The 24,710-nt window shown below is 49.8% G+C and carries 17 protein-coding genes and 5 pseudogenes; 13 read left to right on the forward strand and 9 right to left on the reverse strand.

Features of this window, described 5'->3' with window-relative positions:
- Window positions 1-58: 58 nt before the first annotated feature.
- On the reverse strand, window positions 59-811 hold the full coding sequence (locus O71_RS01610; RefSeq protein ID WP_007652505.1) for an RNA methyltransferase: 753 nt from the start codon (window positions 809-811) through the stop codon (window positions 59-61).
- A 75-nt stretch (window positions 812-886) separates the two neighbouring features.
- On the opposite strand from O71_RS01610, the gene O71_RS01615 reads away from it, so the two are divergent.
- On the forward strand, window positions 887-3,271 hold the full coding sequence (locus tag O71_RS01615; protein WP_007652507.1) for a BamA/TamA family outer membrane protein: 2,385 nt from the start codon (window positions 887-889) through the stop codon (window positions 3,269-3,271).
- 97 nt (window positions 3,272-3,368) lie between these two features.
- Here O71_RS01615 and O71_RS01620 read toward each other — a convergent pair whose 3' ends face one another.
- Window positions 3,369-4,376, reverse strand: a complete 1,008-nt coding sequence (locus O71_RS01620; RefSeq protein WP_369750852.1) for an alpha-ketoacid dehydrogenase subunit beta — start codon at window positions 4,374-4,376, stop codon at window positions 3,369-3,371.
- 147 nt (window positions 4,377-4,523) lie between these two features.
- Window positions 4,524-5,446 (reverse strand): annotated as a pseudogene (locus O71_RS24930) (thiamine pyrophosphate-dependent dehydrogenase E1 component subunit alpha); the annotation flags it as partial.
- 207 nt (window positions 5,447-5,653) lie between these two features.
- On the opposite strand from O71_RS24930, the gene hemF reads away from it, so the two are divergent.
- From hemF to O71_RS01640, 4 genes are all read left to right on the forward strand, one after another.
- Entirely contained in the window at window positions 5,654-6,553 is a 900-nt protein-coding gene (hemF, locus tag O71_RS01625; protein ID WP_007652509.1) for an oxygen-dependent coproporphyrinogen oxidase, read from the forward strand.
- A gap of 2 nt (window positions 6,554-6,555) precedes the next feature.
- Window positions 6,556-7,143, forward strand: coding sequence for a phosphatase PAP2 family protein (locus O71_RS01630; protein ID WP_007652510.1), 588 nt, complete (start codon window positions 6,556-6,558; stop codon window positions 7,141-7,143).
- A gap of 94 nt (window positions 7,144-7,237) precedes the next feature.
- Entirely contained in the window at window positions 7,238-9,559 is a 2,322-nt protein-coding gene (locus O71_RS01635) for a TonB-dependent receptor (RefSeq protein ID WP_237717659.1), read from the forward strand.
- A 4-nt stretch (window positions 9,560-9,563) separates the two neighbouring features.
- Window positions 9,564-10,496, forward strand: a complete 933-nt coding sequence (locus O71_RS01640; RefSeq protein WP_007652516.1) for a DUF4249 family protein — start codon at window positions 9,564-9,566, stop codon at window positions 10,494-10,496.
- Window positions 10,497-10,512: 16 nt separating this feature from the next.
- Here the strand turns inward: O71_RS01640 and O71_RS01645 are convergent, their stop codons facing one another.
- The gene (locus O71_RS01645; RefSeq protein ID WP_007652518.1) at window positions 10,513-11,100 is read right to left on the reverse strand and encodes a riboflavin synthase; all 588 of its coding nucleotides are present in this window, start codon (window positions 11,098-11,100) and stop codon (window positions 10,513-10,515) included.
- A gap of 240 nt (window positions 11,101-11,340) precedes the next feature.
- On the opposite strand from O71_RS01645, the gene O71_RS01650 reads away from it, so the two are divergent.
- From O71_RS01650 to O71_RS01660, 3 genes are all read left to right on the forward strand, one after another.
- Entirely contained in the window at window positions 11,341-12,003 is a 663-nt protein-coding gene (locus O71_RS01650) for a protein-L-isoaspartate(D-aspartate) O-methyltransferase (RefSeq protein WP_007652520.1), read from the forward strand.
- A 187-nt stretch (window positions 12,004-12,190) separates the two neighbouring features.
- Window positions 12,191-12,721: an acyl-CoA thioesterase gene (locus tag O71_RS01655; RefSeq protein WP_007652522.1), complete on the forward strand. Its 531-nt coding sequence runs from the start codon at window positions 12,191-12,193 to the stop codon at window positions 12,719-12,721.
- Between the two features lie 15 nt (window positions 12,722-12,736).
- Entirely contained in the window at window positions 12,737-13,366 is a 630-nt protein-coding gene (locus O71_RS01660) for a hypothetical protein (RefSeq protein ID WP_007652523.1), read from the forward strand.
- A gap of 81 nt (window positions 13,367-13,447) precedes the next feature.
- On the opposite strand, the gene O71_RS01665 is transcribed toward O71_RS01660, so the two are convergent.
- The 4 genes and pseudogenes from O71_RS01665 to alaS all read right to left on the reverse strand — a co-directional run bounded on the left by O71_RS01665 (window position 13,448) and on the right by alaS (window position 19,109).
- A complete protein-coding gene (locus O71_RS01665) occupies window positions 13,448-14,557 on the reverse strand; it encodes a TlpA disulfide reductase family protein (RefSeq protein WP_007652524.1) in 1,110 nt (369 codons plus the stop codon).
- Between the two features lie 79 nt (window positions 14,558-14,636).
- Window positions 14,637-16,093 (reverse strand): annotated as a pseudogene (gene gatB, locus O71_RS01670) (Asp-tRNA(Asn)/Glu-tRNA(Gln) amidotransferase subunit GatB).
- Window positions 16,094-16,142: 49 nt separating this feature from the next.
- Window positions 16,143-16,472, reverse strand: coding sequence for a hypothetical protein (locus O71_RS01675; RefSeq protein ID WP_007652525.1), 330 nt, complete (start codon window positions 16,470-16,472; stop codon window positions 16,143-16,145).
- A 4-nt stretch (window positions 16,473-16,476) separates the two neighbouring features.
- Window positions 16,477-19,109: pseudogene (gene alaS / locus O71_RS01680) on the reverse strand (alanine--tRNA ligase).
- A gap of 203 nt (window positions 19,110-19,312) precedes the next feature.
- Here alaS and O71_RS01685 point away from each other — a divergent pair.
- From O71_RS01685 to O71_RS01710, 5 genes and pseudogenes are all read left to right on the forward strand, one after another.
- Window positions 19,313-19,660 carry a MerR family transcriptional regulator gene (locus O71_RS01685; protein WP_007652526.1) on the forward strand — a complete coding sequence of 116 codons (348 nt, stop codon included), beginning with the start codon at window positions 19,313-19,315 and terminating at the stop codon, window positions 19,658-19,660.
- A 56-nt stretch (window positions 19,661-19,716) separates the two neighbouring features.
- Window positions 19,717-20,799 (forward strand): DNA-processing protein DprA, encoded by a 1,083-nt coding sequence (dprA, locus tag O71_RS01690; protein WP_007652527.1) that lies wholly within the window; start codon window positions 19,717-19,719, stop codon window positions 20,797-20,799.
- Between the two features lie 257 nt (window positions 20,800-21,056).
- Window positions 21,057-21,784: pseudogene (locus O71_RS24935) on the forward strand (aminotransferase class IV).
- A 55-nt stretch (window positions 21,785-21,839) separates the two neighbouring features.
- Window positions 21,840-22,907 carry an oxidoreductase gene (locus O71_RS01705; protein ID WP_007652530.1) on the forward strand — a complete coding sequence of 356 codons (1,068 nt, stop codon included), beginning with the start codon at window positions 21,840-21,842 and terminating at the stop codon, window positions 22,905-22,907.
- A gap of 85 nt (window positions 22,908-22,992) precedes the next feature.
- Window positions 22,993-23,708, forward strand: a pseudogene (locus tag O71_RS01710) (3-ketoacyl-ACP reductase).
- Between the two features lie 60 nt (window positions 23,709-23,768).
- On the opposite strand, the gene O71_RS01715 reads toward O71_RS01710, so the two are convergent.
- On the reverse strand, window positions 23,769-24,563 hold the full coding sequence (locus O71_RS01715) for a thymidylate synthase (protein WP_007652536.1): 795 nt from the start codon (window positions 24,561-24,563) through the stop codon (window positions 23,769-23,771).
- Between the last annotated feature and the right edge of the window lie 147 nt (window positions 24,564-24,710).

A 24,710-nucleotide genomic window follows, 5' to 3' on the forward strand; every position in this document is an offset into this window, starting at 1 on the left:
TTAATTAGGTGATTATATTGTTTACAAAAGATGCCTCTAGTCAGAGGCTTCTTTTGTTTTAAAGCCTTGCGTTGCGCATAAAGTTATCGATGATGATGGCGGTAGCTGTAGCCACATTAAGCGACTCTGCCTCTCCGAAATCAGGAATCTTGATAAGCCGGTTTACTTCGCTGGCAACTTCCGGGCGTATGCCATTCGCCTCATTTCCCATCACCACCACGCCTGTTGGCTGCAGTTGCATGCGGTGCAGGTTTTCGCCATCCAGCGAAGCGCCATAGACAGGCACATTCTCCGGGAGTTGGTGCAGCCACTCACCCAGGTTGAGGTAATAGGCCTTGACACGGGTAAAGGAACCCATGGTAGCTGAAATGGTCTTGGGATTATAAAAGTCTGCGCAGGTTTCTGAGCATACAATGGTCTGGATGCCGTACCAGTCTGCAATGCGGATGATGGTACCCATGTTACCCGGATCGCGGATGTCGTCGAGAGCCAGAGTGAAATCGCCAGGGTGAAACTGCAACTTTGGGAGCTGGTGCATGTGGGCTACAGCCAAACCAGCATTATTGCTTGAAAAAGTACCCGCCCTGGTCAGATCCTGTTCCGTAACAAGTTCGTATCTTGTACCTTTGCTTAGCCTGTTGCCATGCTCCTGCAGGAAATCCTGGGTTATGAACAGGTGCTGTATCTCAAAATCTGAGTTTAACAGCTCCAGTAGGCTTTTAGCTCCCTCCACCATAAAGGCTTGGTGTTGGTTGCGGTATTTTTTTACTTGCAGGGAGGTAACGTATTTTACAATTGCTTTCGACAACATAGAGCGGAGAATCGTTTGAGAACACGATATTATATATTCGGGCTGGTAATTACAATTTTAAGTTTCACCGCCTGCGTGCCGACCAAAAATCTGGGCGAGAACGAACAGCTCTTGTTAGGTATAGAGCCTAAAGGGATCGAACACGTCAGCCAGACTGATATAGAGGCGGTTTACCAACAGCGCCCTAACCGGACCTTCCTTGGCTCTACGCCTTATCTGGCCATCTATAACTTTGGGAAGCGATTTTACAGTCCTGCCCGCATCGACGAGCGCATTGAAAAGCTACGTAGAAAACGCGCCGATAAAACAGCCCAAGCCGATGACTCCACAAAGGTACGCCGAATCCAGGACCGCTTTGACCGCCGCATAGCCCGCCAGCGTGATCGGAAGGAAAAGGGTAATCTGCTCATGCAAATAGGTGAACCTCCCGCCATCTATGACTCACTGCTGATGGAGCGCACCATGGACCAGGTAGAAATTTACATGAATACCAAAGGTTTTTTTAATCATGAAGCGGACTACGAGAAACAGGTAAAAGGCAAAAAGGTATACATTACGATCAATATCGCTGAAAATGAGCCTTACCGTTACAGTGCGCTCAACTACACTATACCCGATGATTCTCTGCTCCAGATTGTGAAGCGATACGAGGCCAGGTCGCTACTCAAGGTAGGTGATGTGTATGATGAGCAGTTGCTCACACAAGAGCGGGATCGCCTGCATGAGATGATCCGTCACAACGGATATTTTGACTTTTCGCGTGCGTATATAATATTTGAGCCGGATACCAGCTACGGGGGGAACACGGTGCGTCTGCATACCATTATTCAGAATCCGGAGAACGGGTCCCGTCACAAAGCTTATACTATCAGGAACGTGTATTTTAAGACAGATGCGGACCGGTTTGGTTTGGCACGCGATACGCTGGAATACAACAATGTAAAATACCTGGCATACGACCACAAGTACTCTTTTAACATACTTGACAATAAAGTTTCGGTATACCCAGGTCAACGGTATAGCCAGTTCAGGACATCCCTTACACAGCGGCGACTGGCTGAGATGGATGTGTTTCAGTTTACCAATGTAAGCTACAACAAGATCACAGATGCGACCGACTCAACAGCTGGTAACCAGTTGAATGCCTTCATTAATGCCCTCCCCTCCAAGAAATTTCAGGAAACGGCTGAATTGGGGATGAACTTTACCGAGCGCAGGCCTGGTCCTTTTTCCAGCATCCGACTGAAGACACGCAATGTTTTCGGAGGTGCCGAGAACCTGGAATTCGGTATACGTGGGGGCCTGGAGGGACAGATCAATATTGCAACTGATGAAACGGTCATGATACGGGAGTTTGGTGGTGATGCTGCGCTTACTTTCCCGCTGTTTATTCTCCCTTTTGGCGGAAAGAAAATTCTGCAGGATTTCAATCCCAGAACCCGGTTGTATACAGGCTATACCAATGTTAATCGTGCTGAGTTCCAGAGAAGCATTTACGAAGCCTCTCTTGACTACATCTGGTACAAGTATCCGCGTCCGCTTCAGACGCCAACTGTGCAGTATGTGTTTTCACCGGTCAATATTAATATTATTCAGGTTAATCGTATTGACCCCACTTTTGAAGAAGACCTGCGAGAACTGAGTCAGCTCAGCCGATCTTTTGTGGAGAGTTTCAAAAGCGGATTTATTTCTTTTGTTGGCTTTAATCTGATCTACAACACAAACGACTTTCTGCAATCGCGCAATGCCCGCTACATGCGTGTGCTGACCGAGGTCGGCGGTCTCACTTCCAAACTGGGTATCTTGCCTGAAACGGGCAGTCTGAGGCAGTTCCAGTATGCCAAATTAAACACTGATTACCGACGCTATTTGCCGCTGGGAGGACAGCGCTTTTTTGTTTATCGTGTAAATGCTGGTGTAGGCGGTCCCCTGTTTGGTACGAATGCCCTCCCCTATGATAAATACTTTTTTGCAGGAGGTGCTTCAAGTGTGCGTGCCTGGCAGGCCCGGCGTCTGGGCCCTGGCTCATATCGGCGGGTGATTACAGAAACTGAGGATGGAGAGGAGACTGATAGAAGATTTATTGCCGAACAGCCTGGTGAAGTATTACTCGAAGCCAGTGCTGAGTACCGTTTTAATATGGTCGGTTTCTTAAATGGTGCTGTATTCGTTGATGCTGGTAACGTGTGGATGCTGAAGCCTGATAACCGCCCGGGGTCTGAATTTCAATTTAACCGCTTTTATAAAGAACTGGCGGTAGGTACTGGCTTTGGTTTGCGACTAAATTTCTCTGTTGTGATTCTTCGATTTGACTTTGCCACACAGGTATACGATCCGGCCGGAGACCTTAACGGCAACAAGTTCGTGATTCGTGATTTCCGCTTCTCCGACTTTTTCCGCCAGGTTGATCCAGCCAATCGAAGAACTAACCTCAACATCGGCATAGGTTATCCTTTCTAAAGCTTAGCTATAAGACCTGTACTTTTAGTTCTAATAGCCTGCAAACAAATCCCGTCATGATCTGACGGGGATTTTTGTTTGCAGGCTATGCTAGAGTCTAGTAGTTCAGCAACTCTTCCAGAGCAGCGGCTACCTTTTCCGGGTTAGGCAACATCATCTTCTCCAGCTCCACATTCAAAGGTATAGCTGGCAGGTTAGCAGCACCCAGGGTATAAACTGGTGCGTCTAGCTGCTGGAAGCATTCTTTGGAGATACGTCCCGCCAGTGATTCTGCAAAAGAGTTCATCAGCGGCTCCTCGGTGAGTACCAGTGCCTTGCCGTGACGACGCACAGAAGCGACTACGGCCTCGAAATCCAGCGGATTGAGCGTACGCAGGTCCAGGATCTCAACGCTACCTTTGAATTGCTTGGATGCGGTTTTGGCCCAGTATACGCCCATACCGTAAGTGATCACCGTCATGGAGTTGCCCATGCGGATTTCCTCGTCAGAGGCATACTGCACCACGTTGGCTTTGCCGAGAGGCAGGATGTAATTTTCATCCGGCTCCACGGTCTTGGCGTCTTCGGTGCCGGCTACTTTAGACCAGTACAGACCTTTGTGCTCCAGCATGATCACCGGGTTCGGGTCCAGGAAGGCAGCTTTCATGAGACCTTTCATGTCGGCAGCATTGCTCGGGTACACCACTTTAATACCACGGATAGTCAGCAACGTAGACTCGATGCTGCCGGAGTGGTAAGGACCACCTCCTCCGTAAGCGCCGATCGGCACACGGAGCAGCGACTGTACCGGGAACTTGCCCATCGAGAGGTAGCAGCTCTTAGAAAGCTCTTCCACCAATTGGTTCATACCCGGCCAGATGTAATCGGCAAACTGAATTTCTACAATTGCCTTTGCACCTACGGCTGACATACCTGCGGTAGATCCGACAATGTACGCTTCCTGAATCGGGGTGTTAAACACACGGTTATCGCCGTATTTCTTAGCTAGCAGAGCGGCTTCGCGGAACACACCACCAAGTTCCCCTCCTACGTCTTGCCCATAGAACAAAGCTTCCGGATAGGTGCGGAGAATATCGTCCACGGCATGGAGGGCGGCATCTACCATAATGGCTTTATCGGCTCCCTCCGGTCGACGGTTGCCTTTTTCCTCTGTTACCGGAGTTGGTGCAAACTCGTGCTGGTCGAAGGTGTTAGGATCAGGCACGGGAGCGTCCAGTGCACGCTGGTAATCAGCATTCACAGTTTTTTGAGCTTCCTGTTCGAGCCACTGTACTTCTTCTGACGTAACATCGGAATCCAGCAGCGCCTGACGCAGCTTCGGGATCGGGTCGTTGACGCTATGTTCCTGCAGGTTGCTGCCACGATACCACTCGCGGCGCACACCGGAGGTATGGTGACCCAGTAAAGGCACTTTGGCGTGAACCAGTATCGGTTTACGCACTTCGCGGGCATACTCAAATGCCACCCGCATGCCTTCATAGGACTCCGCAAAGTCAGAGCCATTCACGCGCAGTCGCTCCATCCCTTTGAAGCCGGCTGCATACTCGTAGGCATCCATGGCGCGCATTTCCTTTCCTGTGGCCGAAATACCCAGTCGTTGTCCTGCACAAGGTATACAATTGGCAGATTCTTCAGTACCGCCATCTGGAAAGCCTCGGCCACTTCACCCTCCGTCACAGAGCCGTCTCCCAGGGAGCAAAGCACCACCGGCTTTTCCTCACTATTAGTCAGTCCCTGCGATTCGAAGTAGGCAATGGCGTGTGCCATACCAGTGGCAGGTATAGCCTGCATGCCAGTGGCAGAGCTTTGATGTGGAATGGTCGGAAAGCCTTCGCGACGCAGCGAAGGGTGTCCGTAGTAGGTGCGGCCACCTGAGAACGGATCACCGGCTTTGGCCATCAGCTGCAACATGAGCTCGTAAGGCTGCATGCCTATACCTAACAGCACTGAATCATCGCGATAATAGAGTGAGGCGTAGTCGTAGGGCTTCAGTTGAAAGGCCGTGGCCAATTGTATGGCTTCGTGACCGCGGGATGTGCTGTGCACATACTTACTGCAAATGGCCTTGTTTTCTTCGTAGGTGTCTGCCATTGTCTTGGCAGTTATCATCAGTCGGTAGGCTTTTTTAAGAATGCCCGTGTCAATCTTAAATGCCTCCATCAGTTCTTTTGACATAGGTTGCGCGTAGTTGTTGCCCGAAGTTAAGGAAAAATGTGCTTTTTCTGAAATCCTTACGAATGTTCGGTAGAGCGGGGTTTATTTGGTAGTTTTACGGTTTCCGGACAAAAATACCTGGTGGCAAAGGACATAGGACTTTGGATTTCTGTTCCGGAATTCTGTGATCTTTGTCAGATGACACATTAAAGAAGTAATAAAGATAATATGTTCAGAGAAGAAGTTGAAGCTTTTATGCGCCAGTTCCAGCTAGACCTGGTGCGCGACCTTGAAAACTGTGATGGCGGTGCAACTTTCCAGAAGGATGAGTGGCAACACGAACAGGGCGGTGGCGGCATTTCCCGCATCATCGAAAACGGGAACGTGCTCGAAAAAGGCGGTGTCAACTTCTCTGCTGTGCAGGGCGAGCTCTCTCCACAATTCCTGAAAATGCTGCAGATGCCTGATCCGAAGTTCTTTGCGACGGGCGTTTCGGTGGTAATGCACCCACACAGCCCGATGGTGCCGATCACGCACATGAACGTGCGCTATTTTGAGGCTGGCAACGGTACAGCCTGGTTTGGTGGCGGCATTGACCTCACGCCTATTTATGTGGATGTGAAGCAGGCAAGGGAGTTTCATGAGGCCATGAAAGCCGTGTGTGACAAACACCATCCCTCCTATTATCCGGAGTTCAAGAAATGGGCCGACGACTATTTCTACAACGAGCACCGACAGGAAACCCGCGGTGTGGGCGGTATTTTCTTTGACCGTCTGATGGCTACTGATGAGATCAGCCTGGAGCAACGCTTTGCCTTTGTGCGCGACGTGGCCTATGCTTTTGCGCCATTCTATACCAAGATCATCAACGAGAACCGCGACCTGCCTTATGGCGAGCGTGAAAAGCAGTGGCAATTGATTCGCCGTGGCCGCTACGTAGAGTTTAACCTCGTGTACGATCGTGGTACCAAGTTCGGACTGGCAACCAACGGTCGCATTGAGTCTATCCTGATGAGTTTGCCGCTTCATGCCTCCTGGGTATATAACCACAAGCCGGCACCGGGCGGACCTGAGGAAAAGACCCTGGGTTATCTTAAGAAGGACATCGACTGGATCAACTTAGCCTAAGCATGCTGGAGCAACTGGAGAAGCTGGACCAAGAGCTATTTCTATACCTGAATGAGCAGCAAAGCCCGTTCTGGGACAATGTTATGGTCACGGTTTCAGATAAATACTTCTGGATTCCCTTTTACCTTCTGCTGATTGGCTATATCATCTGGCGCTACAAGCTGCAGAGTATCCCAATGCTGCTGATGGCTGTGGCAGGTATAGGATTGGCCGATTATGTGGCCTCTGGTATTTTCAAACCTTATTTTGCGCGTCTGCGTCCCTGTCACGATCCTGAAATATCAGCCATGGTAAACCTGGTGCGCGGCTGCGGCGGACAATTCGGCTTCCTCTCCTCCCACGCCTCTACTGGCTTTGCGCTGGCGGTTTTCTTTAACCTGACCCTATCCGACCGTTACTTGATCTTCAAGATATTGCTGGTTACATGGGCTGTGATGGTTTCCTATAGCCGCATATACCTGGGTGTGCACTATCCGGGCGATACGCTGGGCGGCGCTCTGGTGGGTACCGGAACAGCCATGTTGGCCGTGGTGGGCTACCGTTTTTGGCTGCGAAAATATACCCGCTTTCAGCACAAACCTTTGGCATAATCCGCTGTTTCTGACGTATTGTTAGAAGAGCTGATTTCCGGACTTGCAACTACGACACTTTTTATACCTGCTTCTGTCACTCATACTCCTGCCTGTGCTACCTTCATGGGCACAGGACAGTTTTGTGCTAAGCGGCCGTGTACTCGACGCCCGTACAGATGAGCCCCTGGCCGGTGCTTCCATCAGTCTGAAGGAGCGCCCTTCTATCGGTACGGTCTCGGAACCGGATGGCAGGTACAGCATGAGTGCCCCGCCAGGCAGTTATACCTTGGTTATCCGTTACATTGGCTACAATAGTCAGGAAATTCAACTTCAGCTCTTTCGAGTCGAATCACTTAATATACGATTGGAGCAGGCCAGCTACAGCACCCGTGAGGTGGAGGTGATCGGGACCCGCCTCAAGCCGATTACCCAGACCGCCACGATGGGTGAACTGGACATCCCGATGACTTCGGTGAAAACGCTGCCGGTGCTGTTCGGAGAGACTGACATCATGAAAACTGTGCAGCTGATGCCGGGGGTGCAGTCGGGTGGCGAAGGCAATACAGGTTTTTATGTGCGGGGCGGAGGAGTTGACCAGAATCTCGTGCAACTCGATCAGGCGGTGGTTTACAACCCTGGACATCTGCTCAATTTCTTTTCTGTCTTCAATAGCGACGCCATCAGCAATGCCACCCTGATCAAAGGCAACATGCCGGCCAGGTATGGCGGGCGCCTGTCGTCGGTACTGGATGTGGAGCTGCGGGAAGGAAGCATGGATAGTTTGCAGGCAGAGGGCGGCATTGGCCTGATCGCTTCCCGGCTGACGGTGCAGGGCCCATTGGTCAAAGACAAGGCCTCGTTCATTTTCTCTGCCCGCCGCACCTACGTGGATGTATTGTTCGGGCCATTTCTGCGAAACACCGAACAAGGTGGGGTGCCTTATTATTTTTATGACTTCAATGGCAAGCTCTCCTATACCTTGTCACCGAAGGACAAGCTCTACCTGAGCGGTTACTATGGCAAGGACGTAGGTTCGCTTACACTCTCTTCCGGCCGCTTTGTGGCCGATTTCCAGTGGGGAAATGCTTCCGCCACTGCCCGTTGGAACCATCAGTTTTCAGGAAAGCACTTTGTAGATGTGACAGGCACATTGAGCAACTACGCATTTGATTTCAATTGGGACTTCGGAGACATTACAACAGCAGTTGAAACCGGGGTACGGGATTATACTTTGAAAACCGATTTTGTGTATACTCCTTCTGTGCGCCATGAGCTGCACTACGGTTTGCACTATACCCACCATACGTTGCGTCCCCGAACCGGCAGTGCGGAAACAGCCGAAGGAGATGTATTCTCTACCGACAGGATCCTTTCCAAAACAGCCCATGAAGCCGCGCTATACCTGTCCGATGATTGGAATGTAACGGATCGGCTCTTGGTGAGCTTAGGTATACGGGGGAGTTACTTTGCGCAGATGGGACCTTTTACTTTCTATACCTTTGATCAGAACGAAAGGCCTATTGATTCAGTGGCATATGCAGCGGGAGAGCGGGTGAAAACGTTCCAGGCCCTGGAGCCACGTGTGTCGGTGCGCTACAGCTTAGGGGCTGATGCTTCCGTTAAAGCAAGCTATGCCCGTTCGGCACAGTACCTGCACCTCGTTTCCAATGCCTATACAACCCTGCCTCTGGACGTATGGGTGCCAAGTTCGGCAATAGTAGAACCACAGCGGGCCACACAGTATGCAGTGGGCTATTTCCAGAGTTTCCGGCAAAATATGTATGAAGGGTCTGTGGAGCTCTATTATAAGACCATGGAAAATCAATTGGAGTACCGTGAGGGTTTTGTGGCGGGGCCTAGTAACCGTGATCTGGAGTATGAATTTGTGCGTGGAAGTGGCGAATCTTATGGCGCAGAGTTTTTCCTGCGCCGGAACTATGGTGATTTGCAAGGCTGGCTGGGCTATACCTTGTCCTGGACCGATCGCACCTTCCCCGCTATCAACCAAGGCCGTACCTTCCCCGCCCGCTTCGACAGGCGGCATGACATCTCGCTGGTGGCTACTTATAAGTACAGTACCCGCTGGACATTTGGTGGCAGCTTCGTCTACGGCACCGGACAAGCCACTACGATGCCCGAGCGGCGCTACCTGATTGAGGGAACAGTCAATTACCAGTACGGTGACCGCAACAGCTTCCGGATGGAGCCTTTTCACCGGCTGGACCTCTCGGCTACGCTGGAAGGAAAGGCGCACCGACGGTTGCAGTCGAGCTGGACCTTCGCGATCTACAATGTGTATGGCCGCCGTAACCCCTTCCTGTATTTTATTGATAGCGAAGGGGCGCCTTACAGTACAGATACTCGGGTGCAGGGAAAGAAAGTCTCACTGATTCCAATTCCACTGCCATCAGCCACCTGGAATTTTAAATGGTAATGCTATGCGAATCAGAAATCTGCTTGCACTCGTCCTGATCACCTTCCTGCTTTCCTGCGAAGAAAGTCTGACCATCGACATACCTGCCGGACAAGAACAACTGGTAGTAGAAGGGCACATTGAACAGGATGCGCCTCCTGTGGTGGTGCTCACGCGCAGTATGCCGGTGTTTGCAGGCTCCTCTCCCGCTGATATCGAAGCCAGTTTCGTGCATGGGGCTCAGGTAGAGGTGTCGATCGCAGGAAAGAGCTATACCTTAAAAGAAGTACCGGCGGCCGCCTTTTGGCCAGGGCTGCGGCGTGTAGTGTCAGAGCAATACGCCATACCTGAGAACCAGCTTACCAGTAATAGCAACTTTATTTTTTATGTTTATACCTCTGATGAGTTGCGGGGCGAAATCGGCAAGAGCTATCAGTTGCGAATCAGTCACGAAGGGCGGGTACTGACCTCTTCGACGACCATACCCCATCTCAACCCCCTGCAGGAACTCTTTCTGCAGCCTCATCCCGACCCAAGGCAGGACAGCTTGTTCACACTCTTCTACCGCTACCGCGACCCTGACACCCTGGGGAACAGCGTCCGCTACTTCACAAAGCGCAACAGCGAACCCTTCTACCCTGGCTACTTTACCTCTGTTTTCAATGATGAGCTGATCAATGGAGTGCAGAACCTGAGTTTCCCGCTTGACCGGGGGGAGCCCCGTGGCCGGGATGTCGATCTGGATACTTATAGCTATTTTGGGAAGGGCGATACGATCACAGTGCGCTGGGCTGCGATCGATCTGGATCACTATCGCTTTTGGTATACCTTAGAAAATGAGCGTAACAACAATGGCAGCCCCATCGGCTCCGCCAATACCACCCGGTCTAACATCAACGGCGGATTAGGTGTTTGGGGCGGTTATGGGGTAACGTACCACCAGATTGTGGTAAAGTAATGACTAAACTTTTTTATTAACTTTTATTCAAGAGCCTCGCTACATACTTGCCGATTATATCAAACTCCAGGTTAACAGTTGTACCCGGCTTCACCTGGTGCAGATTGGTATGTTCGTAGGTATAGGGTATGATCGCAACAGAAAAACGGTCTTCCTGTGAGTTCACTACCGTCAGGCTAATGCCGTTGACAGTGACCGAACCCTTCTCCACCGTCACATTTCCTAGGGAAGAATCATAGCGGAAGGTGAAAACCCAGCTGCCGTTTTGGTCTTCTACGGACTCACATACTGCTACCTGGTCCACGTGGCCCTGCACGATGTGTCCGTCGAAACGACCGTTGGCACTCATGCATCGCTCCAGATTCATCTTGTCACCCACCTGCACGCTGTTCAGGTTTGTTTTTTGCAGCGTCTCGTCTATAGCGGTCACAGTGTAGTTATCGCCCTCTATGTTCACCACTGTCAGGCAAATGCCGTTGTGAGCCACACTCTGGTCGATCTGTAGCTCCTGTGTGAAAGGTGCTGACAGCGTGAAGTGCTTGTTGGTGCCTTCTTCCTGTATGGCCTGCACCTGGCCCATAGCTTCTATTATACCTGTAAACATCTTTCCGGGCTTATTGTCTGAATTCAAAATTAACCATGATTTTGCTGAAAAGCATACTTGCTATACCTAAATCCGCAACAGGCCGAGATTAAATTGCCTTAGTGTTAGGTAACTCTGCCCTCCTATGCTTATTTTCGCATACGGCATCACTATCTGTTCTCAGAAAAAGAATGCCGCTGGCTGAATCAGCTGGCATAGCAAGTGCCAATCATTTGTAACTAGTATTATAGGAAAAGGGAAATGCAGGTAGATTTGTACAAACACAAAGGCATGCGCCGCGCCTTGGTAAAGCAGTTGAGAGACAAAGGTATACGCGATGAACGGGTGTTGGCTGCAATTGAAACAGTACCCCGGCATTTTTTCTTCGAGAAAGCCTTCTTGGAACAAGCCTATCAGGACAAAGCCTTTCCGATAGGCGAAGGACAAACCATTTCGCAGCCTTACACGGTCGCTTTCCAGACGGAGCTGCTGAAACTGAAACCAACCGACAAAGTACTCGAAATCGGGACCGGCTCGGGCTACCAGTGCTGTGTCCTCCTGCAGCTTACGCCTAAAGTTTACACCATCGAGTATAACAAGCCGCTCTATGAGAAGGCGGTAAAGTTCTTCAAGACGTATGGCTTGTTCCCGCACACCTTCCACGGCGACGGTTCACAGGGTTTGCCTGCCCATGCACCATACGACAAGATCATCGTGACGGCCGGAGCGCCCGGTATACCTAAAACATTGGTAAGTCAGCTCACTATTGGTGGTATTCTGGTAATCCCGGTAGGTGGTGAGTCGAGCCAGAAGATGCTGCGCATTACCCGCACCGGCGAAAATGATTTTACGCGGGAAGAATTTGCTGATTTCAAATTTGTGCCCCTTCTGGGCAAATCTGGTTGGGAGGCAGATAATTTATAGCGCTTTAGCCTTAATGCCAGCGAGTGAGGAAGGTTTCAATCTATAATGAGAATTAATCCTTCCGGTGATAGCCTTATAAATTATATACTTGCCACACTACTACCCAAACATTTTGCCCAAATGCCTTTTCGGTCTTTTTGTTTGGACCTTCGTGCCCTATCTTTGCGTCAGAATTTATAGAACAAACATGCGTAAACAGAAAAAAGTAAGCGAATCGTACGTGATTATGACTGAGTTGGTGTTGCCAAACGACACCAATACCCTGCATAACCTGATGGGCGGTAAAATGATGCATTGGATGGACATCGTGTCGGCTATCGCTGCACAGAAGCACTCCAACCGCATCGTGGTTACGGCTTCAGTAGACAACGTGTCATTCGCTGAAAGCATAAAATTGGGCAATGTGGTTACGCTCGAAGCTAAAGTTACCCGTGCCTTCTCTTCATCTATGGAAGTGCACATCGTGGTTTATGCCGAAGACATCCCTTCGGGCAAAAAAGTGATGTCAAACCAGGCCTTCTTCACCTTTGTGGCGGTTGACCAGTCTGGCAAAGCGATCGATGTGCCGGAAGCGATCCCTGAAACCGAGGAAGAGATCAGGCTGTATGACGGTGCTTTACGCCGCCGTCAGTTACGTCTGGTATTGGCTGGTCGTATGAAACCGAGCGAAGCCAATGAATTACGCTCTATCTTTGATCTTAAGGAAGACGCCGAATAATTTATACCTTACTAAATGGCAGCCCTGACACCAGAACAACTGAACGCGGAATTTCTGAAGCATTTCATGCCCGAAACGCTCTACCTGATCGAGCAGGACCAGGTGACTGTTGTCAGTGCGGCTATACCTACTGCTACTGAAGCACCAGTAATTAAACCGGTTCATGAAACTGCCGCTCCCATTCCAGCAAGTCCGGCGACTGTTGCAACCGATACCCCTAAACTTCCGAAAATAGAGACAGCACCTCAGCCAAAGTCTTTTGATCTTATCGGTGAGAACCATAAAGGTCTGATTGTGTTGGTCACACTTCCGGATGCAGCGTTTAGGGTATTACCACAGTCACAGTTTCTGACCAAAATACTGGCAGCTATTGGTTTTGGTCCTTCGGATGTTGCCTTTGTAAATAACGTGTCGGGAGCGATCACGAAGTTCGAAGCGCTGCGCGAAACCACCCAGACAAAGTATATCATCAGTTTTGCCAGCCGCCTTGACACTGACCTTCCGCACGAGAAGTTCACGCTTTACAATCCTGTGCCGGTAGATGGTGTGCCGGTTGTATTCTCACAGTCGCTGGCTGTGTTGGATGGCGATCAGGAGCAGAAAAAGTTGCTGTGGGCGGCGCTGCAGCGAGTGTTTAAAAAGTAGTACCTATTACATAACCATAAAAAGCAAAAGCCTTCCTTGACAGAAGGGCTTTTGCTTTTTATATCAGGTACAGATCCTGGTTTACTGTACCAACGAAGCAATTTTTGCTTCCAACTCCTCTCCTCTCAAACCTTTGGCAATGATCTTCCCTTCTTTATCGAGCAGAATAGTCTGCGGGATGGCATCTACCTGGTAGAGTTGAGCAGCTGAACTTTCCCAACCTTTCAGGTCTGATACCTGCGGCCAGGTCAGTTTGTCATCGGCAATAGCCTTCAGCCACTTGTCCCGCGACTGGTCCAGCGATACGCCAAAGATCTCGAAACCTTTGTCTTTGTACTTGTTGTACATCTTCACCACATTCGGGTTTTCCTTGCGGCATGGTGCACACCAGCTAGCCCAGAAGTCGATCAGCACATACTTGCCCCGCAGTTCAGACAAAGCCATGCTGCCACCTTCAGGTGTTGGCAGTGTGAAATCAGGCGCTACCGAACCCACGGCAGTTGTGCGCATAGCACTCAGGCGATCGTTCAACGTCTTGGTGTATTTAGACTCTGGAATGTGCTGGGTATAGAGTGTCAGCATACTATCCGCAAAAGCAAAATCCAACTGCGGGTTAACCAGGCTGAGTGTTCCGAAAGCAGACACAACAGACTCCGGATGCTTTGCAATGAAATTCTTGATTTCTTTCTGCAAGGCCAGATACTGTTGACGGTAACCTTCTGCTTCTTCCGTCTTGCCTTCAGAAATGGCGCGGTTGAACTGCTCGCTCAGAGCCATTTCCTTCTGGCGGTTTTCATTCACCATTTTGTTAAGACGCTGGAAAAGCTCAGAGTCCTCTGAGTTCTCAAACCTGGCTGTATTGTTCAGGTCGCGGGCATCAGCCTGTACTTTGATATTTTTATTTTCGAGAACCATCATCAGGGCATTTTGCTGATCGAGTCCGAGGCGGTAAAGCGTCGGTTCTTCTACCTGACCCTGAAATGAAAATGTACCATCCTGACTGATGTCAGCCGTATCGCGGGCAATGAATTGCTGTTCTCCCAGTTCAAACAAAAAGATCTGACCAGGTGTGGCATTTTGCAGTTTCCCTTCTATAGTATAGGCGCTGCCGTTGGTTGCTGTCTTGTTGCCCTGGCAGCTGGCCATCAAGGCAGCCGCTGAAGCCAGTACTATATAGTTCTTTAGGTTCATATTTCTATGGGTTTAGATGATCGTACAGCGGTGCACCTGGCAAAATATATCAAGGCCTGGTGTTTCGCGACACGTAATATTATGCATTTAATCCCTCTTGCAGCAATTGGTTGGCCACTTTTGGGTCAGCTTTGCCTTTGGTTTTCTTCATGATCTCTCCCATGAACATACCTACCAGTGATTTCTTACCAGCCTTATACTCCTCCACTTTCTGGGGATTAGCGGCAAGCACCTCTGAAACAATCGCCTTAAGGGAATCAGTATCAGATTCCTGCAGCAGATTCTGCTCCTCGGCCACCTGGTGCGCAGGTATACCTGGGTTCTCCAGCATGTATGGGAATATTTTCTTGGCGGCTACTGAGTGGCTCACCTTGTTCTCATCTACCAGTGCGATGATCTCGGCAATGCTGTACGGCTGCAGCGGGAAGTCCTTGATGTGCAGCTGCAACTCGTTTAGGTATGACTTCACCGGACCGGTTACCCAGTTGGCCGCGCCTTTGTAGTTCTTGGTGTGCTTGCAAAGCTCATCGTAGTATAAGGCTATTTCCTTCGCATCTGTCAAAACACCGGCGTCATACTCCGACAGGCCAAATTCCTCTGTAAAGCGCTTGTACAACTCCTGCGGCAGACTTGGCATGGTCTCCTTGATACGCTCCAACCACTCCTGCTCGATCACCAAAGGTGGCAGGTCCGGCTCAGGGAAGTAACGATAGTCATTAAGCGTTTCCTTGGAACGCATGGCCGTAGTTGAGCCCGTGTTAGCGTCGAAGTTGCGGGTTTCAGAATCAATCTTTCCGCCGTTCTCAATGACCATGATCTGGCGCTCAATTTCGTGCTCGATGGCACGCTGCACGTTGCGGAATGAGTTCATGTTCTTCACTTCTACCTTGGTACCCCAAAGCGGTGAATCTTTCAGCATCACCGAAATGTTGGCATCGCAACGGAGCGAGCCTTCTTCCATGTTGCCGTCGCAGATCTCGAGGTAGCGCACCAAACGACGAATCTCAGTCAGGTAGTTATAAGCTTCCTCGGAATCACGGATGTCCGGCTCTGATACAATTTCAATCAAAGGCACACCAGCACGGTTCAGGTCGATCAGCGTTTCAGTTTCGCCAGGCAGGTGCATGGATTTACCTGCATCTTCCTCCATGTGAATGCGCGTGATACCAATGCGCTTGTCATTGCCTGCGGCATCTTTCACATCCAGGTAGCCCGCTGTGCAAATAGGCGTCTTGTCCTGCGTGATTTGATAGCCTTTTGGAAGGTCTGGGTAGAAGTAGTTTTTACGGGCATAGATGTTGTAGCGGGTGATCTCGCAGTTTGTTGCCAGTCCCATCTTCACGGCCATCTCTACCACGGACTTATTGATGCGTGGCAAAGTACCTGGATGCCCAGTGTGATCACGCTTAGGTTCGTGTTTGGCAGCACGCCATATTCTGTAGAGTCAGACGAGTAGGCCTTACTCTCTGTCAATAGTTGGGCGTGTACTTCCAGACCGATAATCGCCTGGTATTTGTCTCTTATTGCTTTATCCATGATTCTTTATTGGAAAGCTATTTTTTATTTGTCTAAAACGGGATATCTACTAATTAGTAAATGGCTTGTTTCCGGTAACCATCATAAAGATGATATACAAAGCCAGACTATTTATCAATAGTAAGCCCAATAGGTATAGCCATTGCTGTTTCTTGTTTTGTTCTTGCTGCTGAAAGCTCTTTAAAATGTAGTACATCCCAACAGGAGCTATTAACAAACCGATAGCAGCAGGTCCAAAACCAACTATTTCTTTTGCTGGGCTTTTCAGTTGCATATACCTGGTCAGTAAGTTTAGCGGAACTGCTGAGCCCACTGCCCAAAGTATAAAGGTATAAAATGATTTAGCCTTCTCTAAATAGGGCGTTTCTATACCTGCCATTTACTTATTGCAACAGTCCTTTCACTAATTCCTGCGCTTTCGCAGGCACAGCCTGCAAACCAGCAACTTCCTTGCCGCCAGCCGTCGCATAGAAAGGCTGTCCGCCGCCGCCGCCTTTGATCTCTTTGGCAAGCTCACGTACCATCTGGCTGGCGTTCAATTTACGGTCCGAAACCAGGTTGTCTGACAGCATTACCGCGATTTGTGGCTTGCCGTCAATCTCTGCGGCTAACACCAATACCAGATTCTCAACCGCCTGGCGCATGTCGAAAGCCAGTTTTTTCAGGTAGTCAGCTGTGCTTACGTCAACTTTCTCGGCAACAAAGTTTACCCCGTCGATGGACTGCGCTTTCTGCACCAGACTTTCTTTCAGGCTGGTCAGCTGCTTCAGTTCAAATTGCTCGAGTTGCTTCTGCAGGACTTTATTGTCTTCCTGCAGTTTCTGAACGGCTCCAGATATGTTGCTATGCGTACCGAGTACTTCGCGCACGGCATTCAGCTCGTTCAGCTGTTGCTGCATATACTCTTCTGCAGAGCTAGCTGTAGTGGCTTCGATACGACGCACACCAGCAGCCACTGAGCTTTCAGAAATAATTTTGAAGTAGCCAATTTCGCCAGTATTGTAAACGTGCGTACCTCCGCAAAGCTCCACCGAGTGGTCGCGGTCGAAAGCAATCACACGTACAAACTCGCCGTACTTTTCACCAAACAAGGCCATGGCGCCCATTTCTTTGGCCTCGGCGATCGGGATGTTGCGCTGCTCTTCCAACGGAATCGCCTGGCGCACACGCTGGTTCACGATGGTTTCTACTTCACGCAGCTCTTCGTCTGTTACTTTAGAGAAATGCGAAAAGTCAAAACGCAGTATTTTTTCGTTTACTAAAGAGCCTTTTTGCTGTACGTGGTCCCCTAAAACTTTACGTAAGGCAGCATGCAGTAAGTGCGTAGCCGAGTGGTTCTTACGTATCAGGTTGCGACGCTCAAAATCCACCTCGCTTCTGAAAGTGGCATCCACTTGCTGCGGCAATTTAGCTGTGATGTGCAGGATTAGGTCGTTCTCCTTTTTAGTGTCCAGCACCTCGATTTGCTCTGAATCAGAAATCAGGTAACCTGTATCGCCTACCTGTCCACCGCTCTCTGCATAGAAAGGCGTGCGGTCGAGCACAATGTGGTACTCACTTTTATTTTTAGTCTTTACCTGACGGTAGCGAACGATATGAGAGTCCGCCACGTCATGCTCGTAGCCCAGAAATTCCGTCTCCACATCTGGCTGGATGATTACCCAGTCGCTTTGCTCGGAAGCAGAGGCGTTGCGGGAACGGTTTTTCTGCTGCTCCATCTCCACACCAAAACCAGCCTCGTCCACCTTCAGGCCTTTTTCACGGGCTATCAGGCAGTCAGGTCTAGGGGAAAACCGAAGGTGTCATATAGTTCGAAGGCGGTTTTGCCGTCGATAGTATTGTTGTTTTCTTTGAACTTAGCTTCCAAAGCATCAAGACGCTTCAAACCGTTTTCCAAAGTTCGCAGGAAAGCGTTCTCTTCTTCCTCAATCACGCGCTGTACGAATGACAGCTGTGCTTTCAGTTCCGGGAATACGTTTTCCATCTGGTCGGCCAGTACGGCTGCCAATTTGTATAGGAAAGGCTTTTTGAAATCCAGGTAAGTGAAGCCATACCGAACGGCACGACGCAGAATGCGACGAATCACATAACCTGCCTTGTTGTTCGACGGCAATTGACCGTCGGCAATGGTAAAGGCAATGGCACGGATGTGGTCGGACATCACACGGATGGCTATGTCTGTTTTCTCGTTTTCGCCATATACTACACCCGCTTCCTTAGCAATGTATTGAATCAGCGGTTGGAACACGTCGGTATCGTAGTTGGAGCGCTTGCCCTGGATGGCCATACATAAACGCTCGAAGCCCATACCTGTATCCACGTGCTGCGCAGGCAGTTTTACCAGTGAGCCATCAGCCAGACGATTGAACTCCATGAATACGTTGTTCCAGATCTCCACCACTTGCGGATGGTCGGCGTTCACCAAAGTCTTGCCGTCCACCTGCGCACGCTCTTCATCGGTACGCAAGTCCACGTGTATCTCCGAACACGGACCGCAGGGACCTGTGTCGCCCATCTCCCAGAAGTTGTCCTTCTTGTTGCCCATCAGGATGCGGTCTTCCGCAATCATAGACTTCCAGATGTCAAATGCTTCCTGGTCCATCGGCAGGTTCTCGGAGTCATCGCCCTGAAACACGGATACATACAGCCTGTCTTTTGGCAGCTGGTATACCTCTGTCAAAAGCTCCCATGACCAGGCCAAGGCTTCTTTCTTGAAATAGTCTCCGAATGACCAGTTGCCCAGCATTTCGAACATGGTGTGGTGATAGGTGTCGTAGCCTACTTCCTCGAGGTCGTTGTGCTTGCCCGATACGCGCAGACACTTTTGGGTGTCAGCGATGCGCTTAGAGGGGGCTGGTTTATTGCCCAGGAAGTAATCCTTGAAGGGCGCCATACCTGAGTTGATAAACATCAGGGTGGGGTCGTCTTTTACTACAAGGGGGGCTGACGACACAATCTGGTGCTGTCGCTGCGCGAAGAAGTCAAGAAACTTTTGTCTAATCTCAGCTGAGTTCATCTATGATTATTAAGCCTTTAGATACAATGTGCTATACTTCTTGTTTAATAACAAAAAATATAGAATTTTTGCCTTATAGAAACAGCCCTTTCGGGCAATGCTTACACGGGCCTGCATTAGGGCAAAAGTAGCAATTTTAGCCGTAATTCAGTGTGCTATACCCGAAAATTAGTGCTGTAGCCCTGTACCTTGAAACCGACACTATGCCTTATAAAGAAAAAGAAATCGAAAAGCAGTACTACACCATCGGTGAGGTAGCTGCCCTATTTGACGTTGCCCCCTCGCTTATCCGCTTCTGGGAGACTGAGTTTGACCAGCTTAAGCCCAAGAAGAACAAGAAAGGCAACCGCCAATATACCGCTAAAGACATTGAAGAACTACGTTCAGTTTACCATCTGGTGAAAGAGCGTGGCTTTACGATACAAGGCGCTAAGGAAGTGCTGAAGAACAAATCGGTGCAGACAAAGGACAAGATCGAGATCATTAATTCGCTTGAGAAAGTGCGTTCTTTCTTAGTGGGAATCAAGGAACAGCTGAACACCAAAAGCTAAGCCTGCGTACCTTGGTGCATGTCACAGGAAGCTCAATTTGAAGTTGCCTTTCGTTTTTGCCTTACGTCGGCGACCAGCTGACGAAGGTGCTGGTGAGCTATTGCGGCTCTGCCAAAGCTGTGTTTGACACGCCTGTTGCCAAGCTGATGAAGGTGCCGGGCGTGGGCGAACGTGTAGCGAAAAGTATTCGTGACAATGGCCGTCATGCTTTACTGGAGGCGGATGAAGTGCTGAAAAAAGCAGCTGACAGAAGTGTTCAGCTCCTCTTCTATACCTCGCCACATTATCCCAATCGGCTCAAGCAATTACCTGACGCGCCTCCCCTTCTCTACTTCAGAGGAAATACTGACTTAAACCATCGCCGTATCATCAGTATAGTAGGCACCCGTAAACCAACCAGTTACGGGCAGTCGGTAACGGAGCGGATAGTTGAAGAGCTGAAACCTTACAAGGTGACGATCGTCAGTGGTCTGGCCTACGGCATCGATATTGCCGCGCACAGGGCTGCGCTGCAGGCAGGCTTGCCAACGATTGGCGTCATGGCCTCCGGACCTGATACAATCTACCCCGGGGTACATAAAAAGTATGCCGAGAAGATGTTGGAGCAAGGTGGCGTGATTACCGAGAACACGTTTGGCACCAAGCCTGACGCCCCCCGCTTCCCGGCCCGCAACCGCATTATCGCCGGTATGTCCGACTGCACCATCGTGATCGAGGCAGCTTTCAAAAGCGGTACCCTGATCACCGCCGACATAGCCCACAGCTACGACAAGGAGGTAATGGCCGTGCCGGGTAACATTAATTCCCCGATGTCAGAGGGTACGAACTGGCTGATCAAGTCACACAAAGCAGCTGTGCTCACCTCCACACAAGACCTGATCGAGTTGCTCAACTGGGATGTGGAAGACAAACTGGCCTCTAAACGAGCCGCCGCTATACCTGCGCTTGATCCGGCTGACTTTACTCCTGAGGAGATGCAGGTGCTGCAAGTGCTGATTCAATCCGGCGAAGAGCAAATGGATAATTTAGGTTGGAAGTCGCAAGTGCCTGTCAACCAACTGGCGTCGGTCTTGTTATCACTTGAATTTAAAGGAATGGTAAAAGCGATGCCAGGAAAACGATTTGCGCTGATTCGTTGACGATTGTTAATGCCAACGATTTAAACTAATTGTCATCTTGTAAAGATCTTGGTGGCGACTAGCAAATGCTATAGTTATTTGCTGCCAGTATTCCTTCTGAATGATAAATGGTTTGACAAACATCCTGAACTCCTGAAATCTTAAACTCTCTAATTCCCTTGCTTCTCTACAACAATCAATTCCTTCCAGTGCAAGACTTGAAACTCCCCATCCATAACCGGGCTTTTCAGTACAATGACGGTTTCTTTGAAACGGTCATGGTCGTGGACGGTAATTTGCGATTTTGGCGGGACCATCAGGCTCGTATGCGGGAAGCCGCTGAGGCGTTACAACTAGCTATACCTGACTGTTTCTGGAGTGGCGAACTTGAAGAGAATCTATTGTATCTCGCAAGACAGCATAACTCTTTTAAGATAGGGCGTTTGAAGTTAAAAGTCTGGCGGTCAGGAGGTGGTTTGTATACCCCGCAGACAAATGAGATCGAATGGCTGGCGACTGCAGAGCCAACGCAAGCCATACCTGAAGCAGGTCTAACAATCGGTATTTGCCAGGGCGTACGTACCTGCTACTCCTCCCTCTCCCATTTCAAAGGCCCGCATGCACCGCTTTATGTGCTGGCAGGTATAGAAAAACGAAATAAAGGTTTTGATGACATGCTGCTGTTGGATGCGCAGGGCATTTGGCGGAATTGATTTCTTCAAACCTGTTCTGGCTGAACGATAAAGGTGATTTGTATACACCCGCCCTGGAAACGGGCTGTGTGAACGGAATTCTGCGTAGAAACATTCTGCGTTGGAGTCAGCAGCAAGGTATAGCGGTACGGGAAGTACTGGCCAAACCGGAAGAGTTGCTGCAAGCAGAAGCTGTATTTGCAGCGAATGTGACAGGTATACGAGGTATAGAATACCTGGATGAGAACAGCTTGAAAGTAAACAGTGAATGGCTGCAAAGCTTTAAAAATGGTCTAGTGCTATCAGTTGGGTGATGTAAATAGTATACTTCATCTAGTAGTTCATTAAATCAGCGCGTAACACTCTCTTATGACAAATAAACCAATACATATCGGCCTCCTGGGCTTTGGAATGGCCGGGCGGGTTTTTCATGCGCCCATTATATCGGTTGTAGAAGGTATAAAGCTCAGGAAAATAAAAGCAAACCGTCCCGAAAGCATTGCCCTGGCCAACAGGCTTTACCCTGATGCTGAAGTTGTACCTGAAACAGGTAGTGTCCTGGAGGATGAAACTGTTGATCTGGTGATCGTCGCTACCACCAACGACACACATTACAACCTGGCCAAAGCAGCATTAGAGGCCGGTAAGCATGTAGTGGTTGAGAAGCCTTTTACTGTTACATCGGAGGAGGCGAGTGAGCTGATTGAACTGGCACAACAAAAAGGAAAATTGCTGACCGTTTACCAGAATCGTCGCTGGGACAGTGATTTCAAAACAGTAAAAAAACTAATTGATGGCCAGTTGCTGGGGCGACTGGTGGAGTACGAAGCACACTTTGATCGCTTCCGGCCTATACCTGCTTCCGAGACCTGGAAAGAAGAAGAGAAACCGGGTACAGGTATTTTGTATGACCTAGGATCACACCTGATCGATCAGGCACTGGTGCTGTTTGGTTTGCCTGAGGCACTCTACGCCGACCTGCGGACTCAGCGCAGTGGCGGGCAAATAATTGATAGTTTCGACCTGACACTCTATTATGCCAATGGCTTGAAAGCTATACTTAAAGCAGGTATGTTGGTAAAGCAGCCTGGGCCTCGCTTTATCCTTTCGGGAGACAAAGGTTCTTTTGTGAAGTATGGCCTGGATGTGCAGGAAGCAGCATTAAAGGCGGGGCTCGCTCCTGCAGGTACAGACTGGGGAGCTGAGCCTGAAGAGATCTGGGGAAGACTGGACACTGAACTCAAAGGGCAGCACCTTGTCGGGAAAATCCAGAGTGAACAAGGTGACTATCGCGACTACTACGAAAATGTACGGGATGCTATCCTGGGTATAACAGAACTGGAGGTGAAGCCTGAGCAGGCGCTGAATACTATCCGGGTGGTTGAACTGGCCATGCAAAGCAGCTCCGAAAAGCGCATGCTCCCCTTCAAGCGATAGCCTATCTTAAGCAATCGTGTATAGCATATGAACCTTTACCGTATTCTGTAGTATATTTGTAGCTACAAACATTAAGGCTTACAACATGGAATCATTAAAAGGGAAAAGCGCCCTGATCACAGGCGCTGGTAAAGGTATAGGTCGGGCAATTGCGATTGCGCTGGCTCAGGAAGGTGTAAACGTGGGCTTGCTGGCACGCACTACTACTCAATTAGAAGAAGTTGCAGCAGAAGTGAAGAAGCTAGGTGTTAAAGCTTCCGTTGCTACTGCCGACGTGACCGATATATACTCAGTAAACGAAGCGGTGAAGGCGATTGGTGCTGAACTTGGCCCGATCGATATCCTGATCAACAATGCGGGTACGGCTAAGTTTGGCAAGTTCCTGGAGCTGGACCCGGCTGACTGGGAGAACATTATCCGTGTGAACCTGATGGGGGTTTATTACGTGACCCGGGCCGTGCTGCCGGAAATGATCGAGCGCAGACCGGTGACATCATCAACATTTCTTCTACGGCTGGTCAGAGAGGAGCTCCGGTAACAAGTGCCTACAGTGCCTCTAAATTCGCTCTCATCGGCTTGTCGGAGTCGCTGATGCAGGAAGTGCGCAAGCATAACATCCGGGTGAGTACCCTCACGCCAAGCACAGTGGCAACAGAGCTGGCTATCGAACTTAAGCTGACTGACGGTAACCCGGAGCGCGTGATGCAGCCCGAGGATTTTGCCGAACTGATCGTGGCGCAGCTGAAACTTAACCGCCGCGTGTTTATCAAAGAGGCCGGTATCTGGTCAACAAATCCATAATAATGAAGGCCCGAAGTTTAGCTTCGGGCCTTTTGCTTTATATCGCTACATGTTAACCTGTTATACCGCAACAGGTGCCTTTATGCCGGGGTGCGACACGTAGTTCTCCAGTTTGAAGTCCTCGAACTTAAAGTCGAAGATATCCTTTACATCCGGATTCAGGCGCATGGTCGGCAGTGGGTATGGCTCACGGGTAAGTTGCAACTGTGCCTGCTCCAGGTGGTTCAGGTATAGGTGCGTGTCGCCGCCTGTCCAGATGAACTCGCCCGGTTCCAGCCCTGTCACTTGCGCCATCATCAGCACCAGTAAAGCATAAGAGGCAATGTTAAACGGCACGCCCAGGAAAACATCGGCAGAGCGCTGGTACAGTTGGCAGCTCAGTTTGCCTTCTGCTACATAAAACTGATAGAAGGCGTGGCAAGGTGGTAGCTTCATGTTCTCAATCTCCGCCACGTTCCAGGCACTTACAATGATACGACGGGAATCCGGGTTGTTTTTCAACTGATTAACCACCTGCGTGATCTGATCGATATGGCGGCCGTCCGGTGTGGGCCAGCTGCGCCACTGCGATCCGTATACCGGACCCAGGTCGCCGTTTGCATCCGCCCATTCATCCCAGATTGTGACCCCATTTTCCTTTAAATAGGAAATGTTGGTATCCCCTTTCAGGAACCACAGCAATTCGTGGATGATCGACTTGAGGTGCACCTTTTTGGTTGTTACCAGCGGAAAGCCCTCCGCCAGATCAAAACGCATCTGGTAACCAAACACACTCAGCGTACCGGTGCCGGTACGGTCTTCTTTCTTCACCCCCTTGTCGAGGATATGCTGCATCAGGTCCAGGTACTGTTTCATAAGGTATAGCGCTGTTTTGTAGTTCCGAACCCTAAATATAGCGCAAAAATAATCCGGCAAAAAACCTGTCGCCTGTTTTATCAAAACATTTGCCCAATGCCACTCACCTTCCTTTTTTATGTCAAAATCCTTTTAATACTTCACTAT

It is taken from the genome of Pontibacter sp. BAB1700 (assembly GCF_000277005.1).
Taxonomy (GTDB): domain Bacteria; phylum Bacteroidota; class Bacteroidia; order Cytophagales; family Hymenobacteraceae; genus Pontibacter; species Pontibacter lucknowensis.